The organism is Lignipirellula cremea, assembly GCF_056501455.1.
The window spans coordinates 5,835,525-5,854,559 of record NZ_CM151415.1 but is presented as its reverse complement, the minus strand read 5'-3'; the positions used below and the strand labels follow the sequence as shown (position 1 = coordinate 5,854,559).

At 66.4% G+C, this 19,035-nt stretch carries 17 protein-coding genes; 7 read left to right on the top strand and 10 right to left on the bottom strand.

What is annotated here, in order from left to right; genetic code table 11:
- Positions 1-347 precede the first annotated feature (347 nt).
- A complete protein-coding gene (locus tag SH602x_RS23030) occupies positions 348-1,592 on the bottom strand; it encodes a hypothetical protein (protein ID WP_479474505.1) in 1,245 nt (414 codons plus the stop codon).
- Positions 1,589-2,218 (bottom strand): zinc-ribbon domain-containing protein, encoded by a 630-nt coding sequence (locus SH602x_RS23025; protein ID WP_479474504.1) that lies wholly within the window; start codon positions 2,216-2,218, stop codon positions 1,589-1,591. Before SH602x_RS23025 ends, SH602x_RS23030 begins: the two co-directional genes overlap by 4 nt.
- 386 nt (positions 2,219-2,604) lie before the next feature.
- Between SH602x_RS23025 and SH602x_RS23020 the strand changes: the two genes are divergently transcribed.
- From SH602x_RS23020 to SH602x_RS23005, 4 genes are all read left to right on the top strand, one after another.
- Positions 2,605-3,489: a hypothetical protein gene (locus tag SH602x_RS23020; protein WP_479474503.1), complete on the top strand. Its 885-nt coding sequence runs from the start codon at positions 2,605-2,607 to the stop codon at positions 3,487-3,489.
- Positions 3,490-3,557: 68 nt separating this feature from the next.
- Positions 3,558-4,157, top strand: a complete 600-nt coding sequence (locus SH602x_RS23015) for a dual specificity protein phosphatase family protein (protein ID WP_479470781.1) — start codon at positions 3,558-3,560, stop codon at positions 4,155-4,157.
- On the top strand, positions 4,154-5,125 hold the full coding sequence (locus SH602x_RS23010) for a cation diffusion facilitator family transporter (RefSeq protein WP_479474502.1): 972 nt from the start codon (positions 4,154-4,156) through the stop codon (positions 5,123-5,125). The genes SH602x_RS23015 and SH602x_RS23010 overlap by 4 nt, the downstream gene beginning before the upstream one ends.
- A 131-nt stretch (positions 5,126-5,256) precedes the next feature.
- Positions 5,257-5,607, top strand: coding sequence for a 5-fold beta-flower protein (locus SH602x_RS23005; RefSeq protein ID WP_479477135.1), 351 nt, complete (start codon positions 5,257-5,259; stop codon positions 5,605-5,607).
- A gap of 90 nt (positions 5,608-5,697) precedes the next feature.
- Here SH602x_RS23005 and SH602x_RS23000 read toward each other — a convergent pair whose 3' ends face one another.
- The 6 genes from SH602x_RS23000 to hemB all read right to left on the bottom strand — a co-directional run bounded on the left by SH602x_RS23000 (position 5,698) and on the right by hemB (position 12,303).
- Positions 5,698-6,195 (bottom strand): pyridoxamine 5'-phosphate oxidase family protein, encoded by a 498-nt coding sequence (locus tag SH602x_RS23000; RefSeq protein WP_479474501.1) that lies wholly within the window; start codon positions 6,193-6,195, stop codon positions 5,698-5,700.
- Positions 6,196-6,283: 88 nt separating this feature from the next.
- The gene (locus tag SH602x_RS22995) at positions 6,284-7,489 is read right to left on the bottom strand and encodes a class I SAM-dependent methyltransferase (RefSeq protein ID WP_479474499.1); all 1,206 of its coding nucleotides are present in this window, start codon (positions 7,487-7,489) and stop codon (positions 6,284-6,286) included.
- A gap of 129 nt (positions 7,490-7,618) precedes the next feature.
- Positions 7,619-8,653, bottom strand: coding sequence for a tRNA lysidine(34) synthetase TilS (gene tilS / locus SH602x_RS22990; RefSeq protein WP_479474498.1), 1,035 nt, complete (start codon positions 8,651-8,653; stop codon positions 7,619-7,621).
- Positions 8,654-8,811: 158 nt separating this feature from the next.
- Positions 8,812-10,107 (bottom strand): glucose-1-phosphate adenylyltransferase, encoded by a 1,296-nt coding sequence (locus SH602x_RS22985; RefSeq protein WP_479474497.1) that lies wholly within the window; start codon positions 10,105-10,107, stop codon positions 8,812-8,814.
- 281 nt (positions 10,108-10,388) lie between these two features.
- Positions 10,389-10,802, bottom strand: coding sequence for a SufE family protein (locus SH602x_RS22980; protein WP_479474496.1), 414 nt, complete (start codon positions 10,800-10,802; stop codon positions 10,389-10,391).
- A 490-nt stretch (positions 10,803-11,292) separates the two neighbouring features.
- On the bottom strand, positions 11,293-12,303 hold the full coding sequence (gene hemB / locus SH602x_RS22975; protein WP_479474495.1) for a porphobilinogen synthase: 1,011 nt from the start codon (positions 12,301-12,303) through the stop codon (positions 11,293-11,295).
- A gap of 291 nt (positions 12,304-12,594) precedes the next feature.
- Between hemB and hisI the strand changes: the two genes are divergently transcribed.
- Both hisI and SH602x_RS22965 read left to right on the top strand, forming a co-directional pair.
- Positions 12,595-13,071, top strand: a complete 477-nt coding sequence (gene hisI, locus SH602x_RS22970; protein WP_479474494.1) for a phosphoribosyl-AMP cyclohydrolase — start codon at positions 12,595-12,597, stop codon at positions 13,069-13,071.
- A gap of 216 nt (positions 13,072-13,287) precedes the next feature.
- The gene (locus SH602x_RS22965) at positions 13,288-15,156 is read left to right on the top strand and encodes a formylglycine-generating enzyme family protein (protein WP_479474493.1); all 1,869 of its coding nucleotides are present in this window, start codon (positions 13,288-13,290) and stop codon (positions 15,154-15,156) included.
- 111 nt (positions 15,157-15,267) lie between these two features.
- On the opposite strand, the gene SH602x_RS22960 is transcribed toward SH602x_RS22965, so the two are convergent.
- Positions 15,268-16,314: a 3'(2'),5'-bisphosphate nucleotidase gene (locus SH602x_RS22960; protein WP_479474492.1), complete on the bottom strand. Its 1,047-nt coding sequence runs from the start codon at positions 16,312-16,314 to the stop codon at positions 15,268-15,270.
- 380 nt (positions 16,315-16,694) lie between these two features.
- Between SH602x_RS22960 and SH602x_RS22955 the strand changes: the two genes are divergently transcribed.
- A complete protein-coding gene (locus tag SH602x_RS22955; protein ID WP_479474491.1) occupies positions 16,695-18,041 on the top strand; it encodes a nucleotide sugar dehydrogenase in 1,347 nt (448 codons plus the stop codon).
- 2 nt (positions 18,042-18,043) lie between these two features.
- Here SH602x_RS22955 and SH602x_RS22950 read toward each other — a convergent pair whose 3' ends face one another.
- Positions 18,044-19,030, bottom strand: coding sequence for a sialate O-acetylesterase (locus SH602x_RS22950; protein ID WP_479474490.1), 987 nt, complete (start codon positions 19,028-19,030; stop codon positions 18,044-18,046).
- Between the last annotated feature and the right edge of the window lie 5 nt (positions 19,031-19,035).

Below are 19,035 nucleotides of genomic sequence, written 5' to 3'. Positions count from 1 at the left end.
TCCGGGCCACCCAGACCATGCGCGCAATTCGCGAGGTGCGCCCAACGGCTCGGAGAGCGTCTCGCAGTTTGCCGTCGGCGATGACTCGGGGTGGCGCTGGTTGTCTCAACCAGCGCGGGCGCAGCCCGTCGGAGGCCCCGGGGCGAATTCGGCGCAAAGTCGCCGAGCTGCTTTGAGGAAAAGCTTCGACGGGAACCGGCGGCGAGGATTCCGACGGGCCGCGAAGGCCTCCGATCCGCTGCGCGGATGCTGGTTGGGACAACCAGCGCCACCCGGTCGCGACGATTCGCGCAGCGATTCAGCCGATCATTCGCGCAACATGCACTTCCTTCACGGCGTTCTCTCGCTCAGGAGTCCTCCGCCGCGTCGCCGGACGGGATTTTGGCGTCGAACTTCGCGGGCAGTTCGATCGCCTTGCTGGTTCGTGCCCACTCGGCGAACTTCCGCATCGCCGCGGCGCGGTCGACGTCTTTCTCGAAGCCGAGGGTGTAGATCGCGAAGAGCGACGTCTCCTCCCGCTGTACGAACGGGAAGCCGAACGCCTTCGGATCCTGCCCCTGCAGGTGGAGCGCCACCGCCATGGCGACGTCGCGAACCTGGATCTTGATCGACTGGGCGTTGCCGTTGAACCAGGTGTGGCAGACCTCTTCCTCGTCGAGGTACTGCGAAAGCGCCGCCGTATCCGCGGGCGTTCCGTAGCGTCCGACCGCCAGCATGGCCGTCGCGATCGGGTCGGAGGACTGCTGCGCGCTGCCGGTCGCGAGCGTCTTGCGGCTCAGGTCCAGCGCCTCGGGGCCGAACTGGTAGAGCAGGGCGGTGCGGAGCTTGAACTGCCGCATCGTCGGGCCCGGGTCGCGCCTCACCCAGCGCTTGAGCAGCCGCATCGCGGGCGTCGTCTCGGGTTCCGTGCCGACGGACTGTTGCAGTTGAATGCTCGACAGGAGGTTATGGATCAGAACGACCCGCTCGAACGACGCCTCCTTCGCGGCGCACTCGTCCAGGAGCATCGCCGCGACCAGGTCGTCCATATCGGGCAGTCGGCCCTGCATCGATCCCTGAAGTAGCTGCGCCAAGCGGAGCAACTCGGCTTCGGCTGCGAGCGGACCTTTCGCGATCGCGTCGAGCGTCTCCGGCCGCTCTCGATAAATGGCGACGTACGTTTCGCGCGCCGTTCGGCCCGCTCCGACGGCTTCTTCCAGCGCGGCCCAGCCGGGTAGTTCGCTCTTCTCGACCGCAGCGGGATCGGCCAGAAAGGCCGACAACTTCTGTTCCCGATCGTCCCGCACGAGTCGCTTCAGGATCTCCTGACTGCGGAGGCGAATCTCTAGGTCGGGGTGATCGCCGCCCGCCTGAAGGGCCTCCTTCGACGAGGGGCTGGCGAGCAGCTTCGCCGCGGCCGCCTCGCGAACGGAGTACTCCGCGTCCCCTAGCGCTTCGACGAGAGCCTCGGCCGAAGGCTCCGCCGCGACGGAGCGCGGCGACTCGTCCGCCCCGTGCGCGAACGTCGGGGCGGCGAACGCGCCGCCCGAAAGCGCGAGCAGGGCGAGGGCGCTTCGAAGAGACCGTCGCAGGCGTTGAGGGGGCCGGTTCATGCGTCAGTTTCCTGTTCGGATTCGGCGGAAGCCGCGACCACGCGCTGGAAGTCTTCTTTGGATACGCCCAGCGCGGCGGGAAGTTCCGCCAGCGCCTTCTGTTTTTCCGCAGGCATGTCGTCTTCGGCGCAGGCCAGACTGAAGGCGGCATGAATGAACCAGGAGAGCGCCTCGCCGCTCCACATCGGCGCAACCGCCTTTACCGATTCGACGAACCGCGGTCCTTCGCGACGGACCCGGTCCACCATGGTCGTCAGTTCGCCGGGATCGAGTTCGCGATCGGTGGTCCGGCGATAGAAGTCGAAAATGACCTGCCGTTCCTCGATGGTGAACGTGCCGTCCTCGAGCGCCAGACGCGTGAGCAACTCCGCCAGCGCCCGTCCGAAGGCCTCCCGATCCGCTTGCGGATCATAGGTCAGGATCGACGGATCGTAAGCCTGCCGGCAGGTCCCGCACTCGAGGAACTTTCCCACCAGCCCGAGCGGGATGACCGGGATGAAGTAGAGCGTAAGCCATTGCCGGATCTGTCGTTCGCGATAAGCGGTCTGCTTGCCGCACGTCGGACACGCGAAGTCGCCGGTCTCCCCGGTCGAGGACGTGATGCCGCGCGTGCCGATGATGATCATCGCGTTCTCTGGAGCGAGCTTTCGGCGAACCTCTCGTCCGCGTCGAAGCATTATAAGTCAACGCTGACGCTATCGGTCTGTGTGCCACGGCTGGCTGGCCCAGCCGTGCAGGGCCCCGGAAGGGACTACGGATTCGCGAGAGCATGCGTCACGAAATCGCCGCTGGAATCTCGACGCAATCCATCGGGAAACGAAGGCTTGTCGGGGGGAACGAACCGCTGCCCGCTGCACGGCTGGACAAGCCAGCCGTGGCACTCCGACTTCAGCGGACCTCGTATCCCACAGCGATATTGAGAGGCGAGCTACCTCAGCCCCCCCGGTGGTCCCTCCCCGAGCCGCGGGCTATGTTCGGTCCGTCGCCTTCTACGAATTTCGCTTGCGCCGTCATGAAGCTCACCTGGAAAACGCCGACGCTGGCGAGCGCCGCCTACGCGGGCCGTGCGCTCCGGCGGGGAGAGCGGAGCGACGCGATCGACGTCTCTCCCGCGCTGGTGCGGGAGGCGACGGACTTTCAGGCGGCGCTGCGGCAGACGAACCTCCCGACGGCGAAGTTCTGGGACGAACTCGTCGCCTGGACGGCTCTCGCCGAAACGCGCAGGGCGGCGATCGAGCGGACGATCCGACGCTCGGCCCAGCTTCCGTTCGCGCCGTTCGATCTGACGCTGGAATTCGACGGCCGCTTCGCACGCATCGAACGCGAACTGTCGAACCTGAAGCCTAAACTGGCGGAGGAGCTTCCGCTGCGCGTTCGTCCGATACGCGAGGCCTGGGAGACGCTGGGCCCCGGGCTGATGCGTGCGATCGAAAGCCTTACCGAGCCGGGCCTGCTCGTCAGCGAAGCGACGGTCGTCGTCGTCCATCCCTTCACCGGCGGGGGCGGTTCGGCGCATTTGCCGACCGACAGCGTGACGTGGGAAGGGATGCTCGTCCATCCGCATCCGGACCTGCCCGAGACGCTGCGGCTGGCGTGGATGCTGTCGCAGCTCGGCCTGGATATCCCGCGATACGAACAGGAACTGGAAGAGGACGATATCGAACGCATCGCGGCGCTGGCGATGCTGCCGGCGACGCTCGCGGCGGGGGAAGAACTGGAACTGGTCCGCTGCGACGAGGCGACGGTCACCCTGGCGCTGGAACGGTGGGGGCTGTTCGATTCGCATCGAGAGCGGGCCGCGGAGGCGCTGCTGGCCTGGTGGGACGCCTACCAGGAGCGACGCCCCCCTTGGGAAACGGCGCTCGTCGGCCTAGAACAGATCATGCCCGTCGCGTAGTCCCCCCGCTGCCGCGGCGACCGCCGGGCGACGCGCGATCTCTCCCGCTTGCCGATCGAGTAAGACCGTTGGACCTGCGACAGCTCAGGGCGCGAACGCTGCTCTATCCGACGCTGGCCTGGAACTATTTTCTCGGTCGGACGCTGAAGCTGCGCAACTGGTACGACGAGGTCGCGCCGGGGGTCTATCTCGGCGCGCGGCCCTTCTCCCGCGACGTGGCGCCGTTGAGAAAGCTGGGCGTCACCGGGGTGGTCAACACCTGCGAGGAATACGCGGGCCCGATCATCGAGTACGAGAAGCACGGCATCGACCAGCTTCGCGTGCCGACGATCGACTTCACCGAGATGAAGCTGAACGATATCGAGAAGGGCGTCGAATTCGTCCAGCGCCATCTCGACGAGGGGGGGCACGTCTACATCCACTGCAAGGCGGGTCGCGCCCGAAGCGCGACGATCGCCGTCTGCTGGCTCGTGGCCGCCCTGGACATTACGCCCGAGGAGGCCCAGGCGAAGGTCCTGTTCGCGCGACCGCACGCGAACGCGAAGATCTACCAGCGGAAGAACGTGCAGGAGTTCTACCGCCTGCGGAAAGAGGTCGCTGCCGCGCAGAAGGCCGCCGAGAAGGATGCGACGGCGGCGAACGAGGGCGCCGAAAAGGAACCGGCGTGAGCGGCCAGGCCGAGAAGGACTCGGCGGCCGAGCCCTCGGCCAAAGCTCACGCGACGGTCAACGTCGACGCCGCGCCGCACTACCGCGAGGCGACGTTCGCGGCGGTGATCGGCCTGATCGCCAATCTGCTGCTCGGGATCGTCAAGCTGGTCGCCGGCATCGTCGGCAACTCCTTCGCGCTGATCTCCGACGCCGTCAACTCGCTGGGGGATACGCTGGCCTCGATCGTGGCGATCGTGGCCCTGCGCTATGCCCAGACGCCGCCCGACGAAGAGCATCCCTACGGACATACCCGCGCCGAAGCGGTCGCGGCGTCCAACATCGCCGTGATCATCATCGGCTCGGCCCTGCTCATCGCGTGGGAGGCGATCGCCCGCTTCGGCATGCGGCACGACGTCCCGCCCCTCTGGACGTTGCCCGTCGCCGCAGGGAACGTCGTCGTGAAGGAGGCTCTGTATCGCTACAAGGTTTACGTCGGTCGCCGAACGGGCTCTGCCGCGATCGTCGCCAACGCGTGGGACCATCGCAGCGACGCGTTCTGCTCCCTGGCCGTGCTGGCCGGACTGATCTTCGTCCGATGGGGCGGCGAGGCGTGGGTCTGGGCGGACGAAGCGGCGGCGCTGGTCGTCGTGGCGGGCATCCTCTGGTCGGCGAGCAAGCTGTTTCTGTCGAGCGTGCATGAACTGCTCGATCCGCAGGCGGAGCCCGCCTTCGTCGATCGGGTGCGCGCCTCCGCGGCTGCGGTGCCGGGCGTTCGCGCTGTCGAGAAGCTCTACGTGCGCAAGACCGGCCTGGAATATCTGGCCGATATCCACGTCCAGGTCGACGCCGACCTGACCGTTTCCGCAGGGCACGCGATCGGCCATCAGGTGAAGGACCGACTGGTCGCCGAATTCGACGTGCTCCGGGACGTGCTGGTCCATCTTGAACCCTATCCGCACCGGCATGCGGCGGATACCGAGTCGTGACCGCGCAGAAGGGGGTCGAACCGGGCGTTCCTTCGGTTCCAGCCGTTATCGATCGACTGCGATTTCGGTTAGGGCAGGGTCGTAGCCCTTAATGCGCGCGGTCGCAGACTGCCGCACCGGGACTCACCGGACTGCGACGCTTCACGGTTCACCGTTCGTCACCCGTCGCCGGGAGGGTTCAGATGCTTGAACTCAGGAACCTGCAAGGGCAGGCGTTGCTCAGCCTGAGCGAGGGAGAGATCCGGAACATCGAGGATCGAACCATCGCGACGACCAGCGGAACGAGCCTCGTCAATCTAAACGGGCAGACGCTGGCCGAAGTCGAGAACGGCGGCGTCTTCCGCCCGGAGGGCGACGTCTTGCTTCGCGTCGAGGACTCGTACGTCGTCAACGCTTCCGGACAGCGGCTCGCGACGGTCGGCGACGGGACCCTGGATGATCAGGCTCTGCTTGCAGCCGCGTTCCTGATCTTCCTGCAATGACGTCGCAGGCGAGCAGGAACCGTTTCCGCTCGCCCGCTGCCGACGCGATGGACGGCGCGAGCGTCGAGCGCCCTCTGTCGATTTATTCGCTTACAGCTTCGTCTTCGCGTGACGCTCGGGCGTTTCGACGTCGGGTCGCTCGCCCTTCAGGTAGGCCTTGCCGGCTTCGATCAGGTAGCCGATCCCCTTGGAGCCGGAGTTGTCCCAGTATTCGCCGACGTCGGCGGCGACGCGGATCAGGATCAGGCTCGGGTCGTCCTTCCCGCCGGGGAACCAGACCTTCCAGGACTCGGTCCAGAACTCCTCGATCTTCGCGCGATCGGCGCGGACTTCCGCCTTGCCGCTGAGCGACAGGTACTTCGTCGCGCTCTGCAGCGTGACGCAGACCTGGGAGTCGTTCTGCACCTCGTCCACCTTGCCCGCGAACGACTGGCTGCAGAACCAGATGTCGTTGTTTTCGTCGATGTGGGCCAGCGCCATCGGCCGGGCGCGAAGCTGGCCCGCGGGCGTCTGCGTGACCAGCATCGCCGAATCGAAGTCTTCGAGAATCTCGTGAAAGTGTTTGTTGACGTCGGTGGCGGTCGTCATGGCGATTCCTCTCGTGAACGTTGCGATACGTCCAGAGAGGGGTGCAAGCGCCATGCCGAACCGGAAGAAGCGTCGCCAATCCGCCTGATTACGCCGCTCCGACGCCCTGCAGCGGAGCGCCATGAGCGTCGATCAGCGTCGCATCGAGTTCCAGCCCGCGGAGCGTCTCCGCGATCTCGCCTGCGTAGTTCGGGTTCATCACGATCACGAGGGGATCGCTCGTTCCTCGGAGGCTCTTCGGCGAATCGATCCGATGGCCCGTGACGGGCACGAACGCTCCCTGCTTGCGTTCGTTGACGTCGACGCAGGCGTCGATCAGCGTCGCCTCGGGATCGACGAGGTTGGCGAACAGGATGCCCTTGGTCGCCATTCCCCAGAGCACGATCGGGCGACCGTTCGATTTCGCTGTCGCGAGCAGGGCCCGCACCTCTTCCTGGCTGCGGGCCTCGCGCTCGGCATAGTCGGCGAACTGTTTCACGAAGAGCGCCGCGACGTCGGCGACCGCGGGCGACCGCTCGATCGCGGCGTCGCTCTTGGCGCAGGCATGCAGGTACTGGTCGCCGAAGCCGGTCGAAACGCCATCGACGCCGAAACCCGCGCGCTGCAGCGCGACCGCGAAGCTCGTCGGCGAGAAGTAGTTGCAGTGTTCGTAGCAGAAGTCCCAGAACGCCTCCTGCTCGACGATCCAACTCAGGTCGGGCGCCTCCAGAAAGAAGGGCGTCCCGGGATGACGGTCCAGGCCGTCGGCGATCGATCGCAGGAACTCCACCGGCCGCGGAATGTGCTCGATCACGTGCCGGCAGATCACGACGGCAGGGCGCTCCGTCACCTGCTCGGGGCGAAACAGGTCGACGATCCACTGTACGGGCAGCGCCTCGTCGCCCGGTTCGCTCTCGAAGCTGGGGTCGACGCCGAGTCCCCGCACGTCGGGCCGGCGGCGAGCGAGTCGACGCAGGAACGTTCCCTTGCCGCAGCCGACGTCGATCATCAGACGATTCGAGAGCTCATAGGTTTCGTACAACTCGTCCGCCAGCGAGTCGTAGTAAGCGTCCATCACGCGCGACGGAACGCTGTTGTCGTAACCCAGGTCGTAATCGAGCAACGACGGGTCGAAGGCGCCGTTCCAGCCGAAGCCGCAGCCGGTGCAGACCCGCAGATCGAGATCGCCCCGCTTCGCCGACCGCGCCGCGTCACGCGTCTTGAAGACGTAGTTCTGCATCGCCGGGATGCCCCGGCGCTGCACGGTCGAGACGAAGTCGCTGCAATCGCAGACGGGGCAGCGGTCGGCTGGCACGATGGCGAATCCTTTCAAGACTCTCTTCGATTCCAATTCTTCCGGCGAGCGGGGGGTGTGAACCCCCCGAGTCCGGTTCGCGATGTTCGATCGCGAACGCATATTGCGTCGAGGGCGAGCCGGAGCGATTCAATCCAGCGGGTCCGCGTCCGCTTCGTCTACCCCCGCCCGCGCGGCGAACGTCCAGACGGACCCTGCCCGCCGGACGACGCGAACTCCCCCGGGAAACATGCCCGCAGGGCTCGCGTCCGCGTCGGCTGGCGAACCGACGAGATTCCCGAGTTCGATCCACCGCGCGCGAGACATATTCTGTCGGGGCCAGCCGTTCCGCATCCAGAGCAATCGGACGATCTCGCGGACGAAGAAGGGGCTTTCCGCGATCGCCGCCGCGAAATCGACGGCGATTTCGTCCCGATCGCGCAATGCGAACCGGTCAAGATACTCTGCCGCCCGGCGCTCGACGAAGGCCCGGCGCTCCGCCGCATCCTCCGCCAGGCGACTCAGCGCCGCGACCGCGTCAGGAAAGAAACGCTCCTCCAGCAGGGGGAGCAGTTCCTGGCGGATCCGGCTGCGAAGGTACTTCGGATCGGCGTTCATCGGATCGACGACGAACGCGAGGCCCCGCTCTTCGGCGTAGTCCCGCAGCGTCTGCCGGGAGATCCCCAGGCAGGGACGGACCAGCGTCACGTACGGCCCCAGCCGTCGGCGGCCAGCGATACCCAGCAGACCCGATTCGCCCGACCCGCGCAGCATGCGGAACAGAACCGTCTCGGCCTGATCCTCCGCATGATGGGCGGTGACGAGGTAGCGTGCGCCCCGCTGCCGCGCGATCCGTCGCAGGGCTTCGTAACGCAGTCGCCGCGCGAGACCTTCCGTTCCCTCGCCCTGAGCCGTATCGCGGGGGAGCGAGACGTGCGCGACGTCGACCGCCACGCCGAGGTTCCGGGCCAGTCGTTCGACGATTTCGACGTCGCGATCGGCGTCGGCCCGCAGGCCGTGATGGACGTACGCGAGCGACAGGGTCGCCGACTCCGTCAGTTCGCTCAGCGCTGCCGCCAGGGCGACGCTGTCCGGTCCGCCCGAGCAGGCGACCACGACCGGGTGGCCGATCCATTCGTGCAGAGGCCAGGCGGCCTCCAGCGCATCGAGCAGGGAAAGACGCACGGCAGGCGAGCTTCAATGCCGGGTGCCACTGGCTCCGCCAGTGCGGCAGCTTGATTCCACTGTCGATTAAGGTCGCGTCGGCGCCCAATACGGCACTGGCAGAGCCAGTGGCACCCGAAGGAGGAATGATGGCCCGATCATCGGAGGAGCGACTCGCGTCAGCTCGTCTTCAGACGCCAGCCGTCCGGAAAGAAGGCGTCCTTGCAGAGCACCGGAATGCCGTCACGGATGCCGAAGCTCTCCTCGTCATGTTCCTGAACCCCGGCCTCGTTGAGGACGCGAACGTTCCGTCCGATGCGGCAATTCTTGTCGACGATGGCGTTCTCGACGTGCGTGCCGTCGCCGAGCCCGATGTCAGGAACCTCGGCGGCCCGGTTCTTCGCCGTGTCTTCTTCGTCTTCGTAGTAGTCGGCGCCCATGATGATCGAATTGCGAATCGTCACCCCTTCGCCGATGACCGATCGCAGGCCGATCACGCTGTTCTCGATGACCGAGCCTTTTCCGATCCGGCATCCTTCCGCGATGATCGACGACGAGACCTGCGCTCCGTCCACCTGGGTCGGCGGAAGCGACCGCGACCGGGTGAAGACCGGCGCCTGCGGCAGATGCAGGTCGAACGGCGGATTGGGTCGCGTGAGCGCAAGGTTCGCGTCGTAGAACGCGCGGATCGTCCCGATATCTTCCCAGTAGTCGTCGAACAGGTGCGCCTGCACGTGCCGGCTGCGGATCGCGGCGGGGAAGACCTCCTTGCCGAAGTCCTGATAGTCGGTCAGGTTCAGGCAGTCGAGCAGGAAGTCGCGGTTGAAGATGTAGATCCCCATGCTCGCGAGCAGTTCGCGATTCCCCTGCTGCATGCCCTGGGAGGCGAACCACTCGGCGTCGATCTTGAAGGCGTCGAGCTCTTCGTCGGTCTGCGGCTTCTCCGCGAAGCCCTGGACGCGGCCCGTGCCGTCGATCCGCATCACGCCGAACGACTTCGCCGCCTGCCGGGAGACGGGGAGCCCGCCGATGGTCGCCTCGGCGCCCGACTCGATATGCGTGTTCAGGAACTGACCGTAGTCCATCCGGTAGAGCTGATCGCCCGACAGGATCAGGACGTAATCGACGCCCCGGCTCTCGATGTACCGCAGGTTCTTGCGGACGGCGTCCGCGGTCCCTTCGAACCAGTCGGCGCCTTCAGTCTCGGTCTGCGTCGCAGCGAGGATCTGGACGAAGCCGTTATCGAACCGATCGAAGCGATACGCCTGGTTGATATGGGCGTGCATGCTGACGGACAAAAACTGCGTCAGCACGTAGCACTTCTTGATCCCGCTGTTGATGCAGTTCGAGATCGGAATGTCGATCAGGCGGTACTTCCCCCCCAGCGGCACGGCCGGCTTGGCGCGAAACTTCGTCAGGGGATAAAGCCGGGTGCCCCGACCGCCCCCCAGGATGAGCGCGACGACGTTCTTCATGTTGCGACCTCGGAAGAGCGGAGAGCAACTCGGGATGCGCGATCCTGCCGACGGAACTTTCTTGGCGGTCCCGCACGAAGATCAAGCCCTGCCGCCCCTTCAAGCGGATCCGGGAGAAGGGCGGTCCAGAGAAGCGCGTCCCACGATAGCGCCCGAAAAGAGACCACGACAGCGCCAGTCGCTCGCATGCAACGTCAATCCTGGCGAGCGGAGGGTGTAAGCCCTCCGTGCCGCAGCTGAATCGTCGTCGGCGTACGCGAATCGGGATCCCGTGCGGTGGGTCACCGACCGTTCGCCGCGAGGTCGCGAATGCGGTTCACCATCGCGTAGAAACCGTTGCTGCGCTGCGGGCTCAGGCGCTGGCCCAGGCCGATCCGCTGGAACACGCTCTCGATCGGTACTTCGTTCACCTCTCGGGCCGGTCGATCGTCGTACAGCGCGACCAGGATCGCGATCAGGCCCTTCACTATCGCCGCGTCGCTGTCAGCCCGGAGGCGGAGCTTGCGTTCGGAGGAGTCGTCGATGTCCGCGGTCATCCAGACCCGGCTCTGGCAGCCCTGGACGAGGTTCGCCTCGGTCTTCTCTTCCTCCGGAAAGTCGGGCAGATCGTCGCCCAATTCCAGCAGGTAGCGATACCGGTCCTGCCAGTCCTCGAACTCGGCGAATTCCTCGATCAGTTCTTCGACGGTCATCATGGGGGTATCGTAACGATCCGGCGATGGACGGCTACCGGGGCGGAGGTCGCTTGCCAAGACGAATCGCCCAGCGTCGCAGAACGACGTCATCGGCGTGTTCGGAGTGCAATCACCTCGAAAATTTGCTGATCCTGTACCACACGGAGACCGTGTGATGGCTCGACGCGTCTATTCCGTCTGGCGTGGCCGAAATCAATCGGCGTCAATCGAGGGACTCGCTCTTCCTCCGTTTATCGAAGAAGAGCGAGGCGATCGTCTACGCCGTATTGCAACGTTCTCGGCCGCGTCGCCCAACGACGCGATGCGAAAGGCGTACGCGATACTCGGGTTCGGGACATATCGACCGATGCTCGATTCGGAGGGTCGTCCTTATGCCGAGGACGAGGCCCCGTTTCATGCTAACCGTTCACGGCGTCGCAAGCGGAAACGCCGGAGGTACGAAACGCGGCGTCGGTGATCGTGCGTTGAATCGAATTCAAATCGAACTGGCCTAACCCTCCCGCAACCACTCCGCCGCTTCAATCGCGAAGTAGGTCAGCACGCCGTCGGCGCCGGCTCGCTTGAAACAGAGCAGACTTTCGAGCACGGTCCGTCGACGGTCGAGCCAGCCTCGTTCCGCGGCTGCGGCGATCATCGCGTACTCGCCGCTCACCTGGTAGGCGAAGGTCGGCTTGCCGAAGGCGTCCTTCACGCGAGCGACCATGTCGAGATAGGGGAGGCCGGGCTTCACCATCAGCCAGTCGGCACCCTCGGCGACGTCGAGCGCCGCTTCGTGCAGGCCCTCGTCGGCGTTCGCCGGATTCATCTGGTAGGTCTTCTTGTCGCCCTGACCCAGGTTCCCGGCGGAGCCGACCGCGTCGCGAAAGGGTCCGTAGAACGCCGAGGCGTACTTCACCGCGTACGACAGGATCAACGTCCGGTCGTAACCCGCCTGGTCGAGAGCCTTTCGCACGGCGCCGATGCGACCGTCCATCATGTCCGAGGGAGCGATCACGTCGCAGCCTGCCGCGGCCTGCACGATCGCCTGCTGCTGCAGAACCTCGATCGTCTCGTCGTTGACGACGTAGCCGTCGCGGACCAGGCCGTCCTGTCCGTGACTCGAATAGGGATCGAGCGCCACGTCGCAGATCACGCCCAGGTTCGGCACGGCGGCCTTGATCGCCCGGACCGTCCGGCAGACCAGGTTCTCCGGGTTGATCGCCTCGCGGGCGTCGTCCGTCTTCAGCTTCGGGTCGGTCGCGGGAAAGACCGCGATGGCGGGAATGCCGAGTTCCGCGGCTCGTTTCGCGATCTCGACCGTGCCGTCGATCGACCGGCGGAAGACGCCCGGCATGGAAGCGATCGGCGTCTGCCGGTTCGTTCCCTCTTCCACGAAGAGCGGCAGAATCAGATCGGCGGGCGTTAGCGCGTTTTCGGCGACCAGCCGGCGGGACCAATCCTCGCGACGCGACCGGCGGAGGCGTGTCTGCGGAAACGAGCCGGAGAACGAAAACGGCGGCATGCGAAGTGGCCGGGAGGGGAAAGGGCGTCGCGGTCGAATTCCGTCGAGGATATCGTTCGAAACCGGTCTTTTGCCGGTAGCGGCGCCGCGCGAAACGCTTCTCGTTCGTGAGGATTTCGTTATTATAAGTCAGCCGAGGCTGTCGCTGCTCGCCTCCCTGCGGGAAGCGCCGGCCTGATCTCGGTCGGCCGCCCGGCTGATCGACGTTCGCACGGCCTGACGTTTCACGGCCCATAAGCCGAAGTTTTCACGGCCGATCGGCCGACCGTCCGTCCTGGGAACGACCGCGTCATGACCCGCTTCGCCGAACGCCGCACGATCGAACAGGTCGAAGAGGGGAACGAACTCGCGCCGCGGTTCGACGAGCACGGGCTCATCCCCTGCGTCACGACCGACCATGCCTCGGGCGAGGTCCTGATGCTCGGCTATATGAACGCCGAGGCCCTCAGGAAGACGATCGAACTGGGCGAAGCGGTCTACTACAGCCGCTCGCGTAAGACTATCTGGCACAAGGGCGCGACCAGCGGCCTGGTGCAGAAGGTCCGCGAACTCCGCATCGACGACGATCAGGACGCCATCTGGCTCCGCGTCGAGGTGCTCGGCAGCGGGGCGAGCTGTCACGTCGGCTATCGTTCCTGCTTCTATCGCCGCGTCCCCGTCGGCGAAGAAATCTCCGGCGGACCGGACGATCTGGTCTACATGGAAGAGGCGAAGACCTTCGACCCGCAGGAAGTCTACGGCGACGCGCCGAACCCGACGCAGCTTTAGGCGTACTGTAGACGGCGAGGAAGCTTTCTCTCGTCGGACCCGTTCCAGTTTGCGCGACCCGCGCCATCGGAACGATGCGGGCCCGCGACCTCAGTCGGCAGAGGCGATCCGCCCGATTCGTCCCGGGCAATCGAGCGCGAGCATGGCTATCATGGAATCGGGCGCGTCCGCGTCGCAGGATTCCTTTCGTCGCTCGATTTACGCAGGTCCACGTCCATGGCACGCACGCAGGCGTTCGACTGGTTCTCGACGTTTCTGCTCGCGGCGCTGATTCTGCTCGTGCCGATCCTGTTCGTGGTCTGGGTCAATCCGGGCCTGCTCGATCGGCTGCAGGAAGAATTCGCGGGGAGACCGGCGCCGGTCGGACGGCCCGACGCTCCGATCGTGCCTGCTGATCCGGACGTCGACGCTACGCCCGACGACGAAGAGAGTCCCGAGCGTGCGCTGCCGTCGAAGGACGATTACATCTCGGCTCCGCGAGTCGCCGACGGTTCGCCTGTCTCGGCGGAATCGGAAGCTGCGTCCGATGCCGCCCGCACCGCCGCGAAGCCGGTCGCGATCGAAGAAACGGATCCGGACGCCGAATCCTCCGTCACGTTAGACGCCGATCCTGCGTCCGATGACGCGGATGGCGCAGTCGAGCCGGGCGTCGATCCGGCTCCCGGCCTCGCATCGGATCCGATCGCTCCGGTGGAGAAGAGCCCCGCCGCGGCGCCCCTTTCGACGGCTCCGGAATCGCTCGCCGTGCCGCCTCCGATCGGACCGACCGCTCCCGCGGACGTCGACGGGGATGGCGACGGCGGCGGGTTGCGGCCGCTCGATGGATCGCCCGCCACGGGATCGCCGACGCCGGCGACTCCTCCCGTTGCACCGCTCAGCGGCGAGGATCCGGAAGCCGAATCCGCGCTCCCGGGAGGAGCGATGCCCGATCCCGCAGCTCCGCGGCCCGCCCTCTCGCCGCCGCTCTCGGCAGAAGACCGGCATGAGGAGATCCTCCGCGAGATCCGTTCGCTCTCCACGGCACAGCGCTCGCTCGAAGATCAGTTTTCGGCCCTGCGTCAGGACATCGACGGACGGCTCAGCGTGCTGAAATCGGCGGTCGACGGCGTCGCCACGAACGGATCGAACGCGCCGGTTTCGGCAGCGCCCGGTTCGGCAGCGTCGGGGAACGAGGCGCTCGCCGGTTCGCTGGCGGTCGATGCTTCCCCTGCTGAACAGGCCCGTGCCGATCGCGCGGCGAAGATCCTTCGCGCGACGCTGGACGGCAAGCTGACGCTGGAACTGGGCGACGAGAGCGGCACGACGATCGATTTCGTCTACGTCCCGCCCGGTCGCTTCCGGATGGGGCGCACCGCCGCGGAGAGCCAGGCCGCGATCGCGAACAGCGTCGCCGCGCCCGCGCAGGAGATCGTCGTCGACCGAGGTTTCTTCGTCTCCCGTCACGAGGTGACTGACGAGCAGTTCGTCGCGTTCCTGCGCGCGAACTACGCCGACGATCCGAAGGTCGACGCGGCGATCAAGGCCCGCGACGATCTGGACCGACCGGCGGCGAGCGTCAGTTGGGCGCTCGCGAAGTTCTTCTGCCTGTGGGTCGCGGAAGAGTCGAAGTTCGACGTGCGACTGCCGACGGAGATCGAATGGGAGTACGCGGCCCGCGGACCGTATAGCGTCCTGCGTCCCGACTCGCTTTCCGCTGATGCCGGCACGGACGAACCCGCCCCGTCGACGGGACAGGAAGCGCGCGACGTCGGCGTCGATCCGGCGGATCGCAGTTGGTGCGGCGCCGAAGATCTTCTGGGGAACGTCGCCGAATGGTGCGCTGACGTCTACGACGCATCAGCCTACGCCGTCGAGGACGCCGCGAGCGCGAAGGTCTACTCGCCCGCGCCGGCGCCTGCCGATTGGGTCGCCGTCGAAGCTGCCGGACGGAGCGTTCGCGGCGGATCGTTCGCGGACCCTGTGGAGACTCGCGACTTTTCCGAACGGCGTCAGGCGAAGCCGGGGGTCGTTTCGCCCACGCTCGGCTTCCGTCTCGTGCTGATCCCCGACTTCGACGGCGTATCCGAAGTCGGCCAGACGCCGTAGGGTCGCTGGCGCCTGAGCGGGAGGTGTGAACCCCCCGAGCTTTCGGCGTCGAGTCAGCGTTCAGCACACGGAGGGCTTACACCCTCCGCTCGCCATTCGCACGCCAGCCGCTCAGACCGCTTCCGCCTCGGCAGGCCCCGCCAGGCCGAGCTGACGCAGACCGTCGAGCGCCGAATCGTGCAGCGAACCGTTCGTCGCCAGCACGCCGTAGTTGGCGCCGAACGCATCGCCCAGGCGGTACTCCAGCGGCTTGCCGGCGAGATCGGTCACGACGCCGCCCGCTTCCTGAACGATCAGCATCCCGGCGGCATGATCCCAGATTTTCTCCTTGCGGAGCGGATCGGTCGGGATCCGGACGTACATCTCGGCGTCGCCCCGTGCGACCGCGGCGTACTTGCACTGGCTGTCCATTCGGAGCGGCTCGGAAGCGATGCCGAGATAGTCGCCCAGGCGGTGCGAATCGCCCTGATCGGTGTGGGCCGCTTCGACCGATTCGCAGATCCGCGACAGCGACGCCGACTGCTGGCGACTGACGCGCAGCCGAACGGCCGGCATGCTCAGCCAGAGCGGCGGTTCGCCCTGGCTGTCGAGCGCGAAGCCGTAGGCGCCCTTGCCGCGAATGGCGACCGTCAGCAGGCCCGGCGTGTCGGGTGCGTCCGGAGCGATCAGCGTGCCGCGGGGAAGATTGGGGCACGCGAGGGCGCCGATTTCGACCTTCCCGTTCACGACGAGCGCGATCGCGACGGCGTACTGCTCGCCCCGCAGAAAGCCCTTCGTGCCGTCGATCGGATCGACGGTCCAGAACCGGTCGCCCGTGCCGTCGACCCGATTCCGGTCGAGCGCCGTCGCGATCGTCTCTTCGTCGGAGGGCGTCCCGAGCGCTTCGAGCTTACCCAGAAGCTGTTCGATGAACCGCGGGTCGGTCTGGCGAAACTTGTCGCCTTCTTCTTCCGCGACGATGCCGTCGTCGGGCAGGCGCACGGCCAGCGTTTGCGAGATCAGCGCCTGGCTGCCGAAGTCGGCGATGGTGACCGGGCTGCGGTCGCTCTTTTCGACGGAGGCGGCGTTTCGCCCCGCCTGCACCGCGCGGCAGAGCCGGGCAGCGAGAAACGCCGCGTCGCAGGCGGCGGTGAGTTCCGGCGTCCAGGCGATGTTCAAGGCGGTCTTCTCCGGGAGAGCGGTTTCGGACGAACGCAGCGACGCCGCGGAGAGGCTGTCTCCAGGCAGCGCCGGCGGGGGCTCTATTCTAGGCGGGCCCCGCGGCTTTCCGCAAACGTTCGAGAGGCGGCTTCTGCCCTAAAATCGACGGAAGAATCGAGAAAATCGGCAAGCCTTACGGCGTAAGGGATTCTAGACGCCGCTAAAGAGTCGCGGAGGGGAAGGTCGCGAAACCACGGAGGGCGAAACCCATCCGTCCTCAGGCAGGCGCGACGTAGGCTGTACGATGGGCTCTCCTGCGTGATCCGCGGCGTCTCCCCCGTCGCACAGGTTCCCTGAAGTCAGCCCTCGCCGCCTCGCCTCAGCGCCGCATCGAAACCATGCCCGACGCCCCGTCGACCGCCGATCTGGAAGCCCGATTCCTCGAACGCGTCGCCGACCGCTCCGTGCGCGTCGGCGTGCTGGGGCTCGGCTACGTCGGCCTTCCGCTCACCCGAGCGTTCGCGGAGAAGGGAGTCTCGGTCGTCGGCTTCGACGTCGATCGGTCCAAGGTCGATCGCCTCCGCGCCGGCGAGTCGTACGTGAAGACCGTCTCGGGCGAAGCGATCGCCGACTGGATCGCGCGAGGCCTGTTCGATCCGACCGACGACTTCGACCGACTGGGCGAAGTCGACGCGGCGCTGATCTGCGTGCCGACGCCGCTCGACGAGCATAAGGATCCCGATCTCGGCTACGTCGAATCGACGGCCCGGGCGATCGCGAAGCGGCTGCGACGGGGGCAACTCGTCGTCCTCGAAAGCACGACCTATCCCGGCACGACGCGGGACGTCGTTCGCCCGATCCTCGAGTCCTCGGGCCTGTCCGCGCAGAGCGACTTCTTCCTCGCCTACAGTCCCGAGCGCGAAGATCCAGGCAACGCGAAATTCACCGCCAACAACATTCCCAAGGTCGTCGGCGGCCTGACGCCATCGGCGCTGAACGCCGCCTGCGCCCTGTACGCGCAAGCCGTCGTCGAGGTCGTGCCCGTTTCAAGCTGCGAGGCGGCGGAGGCGGCGAAGATCCTCGAGAACACGTATCGCTGCGTCAACATCGCGCTCGTCAACGAGCTCAAGATCGTGTTCGACCGGATGGGGATCGACGTCTGGGAGGTGATCCGCGCGGCCGCGACCAAGCCGTTCGGCTTCCAGGCGTTCTATCCCGGCCCGGGCCTCGGCGGCCACTGCATCCCCATCGATCCGTTCTACCTGAGCTGGATCGCGCGCAAGTATGACGCGACCGCGCGCTTCATCGAACTGGCGGGCGAGATCAACGAGCGGATGCCGGAATACGTCGTCGACCGCGTGATCGACGCGCTCAACGATCTGGGCAAGCCCGTCCGCGGCAGCAGGATCTGCATCCTGGGGATGGCGTACAAGAAGGACGTCGACGATCCCCGCGAGAGCCCGTCGTTCCGGCTGCTGGAACTGCTGCAGAAGCGGGGCGCCGACCTGTCGTATCACGACCCCCACATTCCGTCGCTGCCGAAGATGCGGAGCTTCGACGTGCCGCCGCTCGCGAGCGAGCCGCTGACGGACGACTTCCTCGCCTCGCAGGACTGCCTGCTGATCGCGACCGATCACAGCGCCGTCGACTACGCCCGCGTCGTTCGCCTTTCCCGCTGCGTCGTCGACGCCCGGAATGCGACCGGGAAGGTGACCGAGGGCCGCGAGAAGATCTATCGGGCGTAAGGCTACGGTTTCTGATTCGGCGACTTCGCGCGATCGAGCAGCGAAATCATCCCCTGTCCCAGCGCGTCGCCGACGAGAACGTACGTCTCCGCGTTGCCGAACTCGTGATGGCCGTGGGTCGGATTGGGGGAGTCTTCGGCAGGGCGCACGAAATCGCGCGTTCGAACGAAGACCGCGTTCCCGGCGAACTCCGGCCTCGCGACGGCCGCCTCCTGGGCCTTCCGTAAGTCGCTCCAGCCCTCGGGAGCGTCAGTCCACGGGCCCGTAAGTTCTCCGACCACGACTGGCAGGTTCGGCGCTTCGAATTCGCTCCGGACGTCCTTGATCAGATTGACGAGGTTCGCCTCGTACTCCGGTACCGCGTTCTGCGGATCGACGCCGTCGTTCCAGCCCTGGTACCAGACGAAGCCCGACAGTTCGTAGCGATCGCCGAGGCCGGGAAAGTCGGTCTTCAGGTTCGCGAGCGCCTCGCGCACGTCCGCGATCATCTTCGTGTAGTACGGCCCGGTCTCTCCGCCGGAGCTCGGCGGACGAAAATCCTGGTAGAGACTCTTCCCGCCCCAAGCGGTCTTGATCAGCAGCACGGGCGCATCGAGTCGATCGCCCAGGACGTGACCGAACTGGAGTTCCGGGCCGAAGTGATGCGTGCCGCCATAGACGGAGAAGCCGACGGTCAGCGGCCCGGCAAGCAACGGCCCCCGCTCGCGCTGGTACCGACACCAGACGTCGTCGCGCACCGTCCACGATACGTCGGCAGCTCGCAGATGCCGAAAACCCGGAGCCTTGTCCGGATCGTTCAGCAGGGAGAGCAGCGTGCCGCGTCCGTCGTTGTAGTCCTTGCCCGCGAGGTCGGCGACCGCCTGACCTTCCATGTTCGATTGCCCGGCCAGGATGAAGACCTGAATCGGGAGCGGCGCCTCTTCGGCAGCGGCGAACCGCGGCGCCGACAGCATGACGACGAAACAGAACGCCAGAAGGATCGGTCTCATGGTCG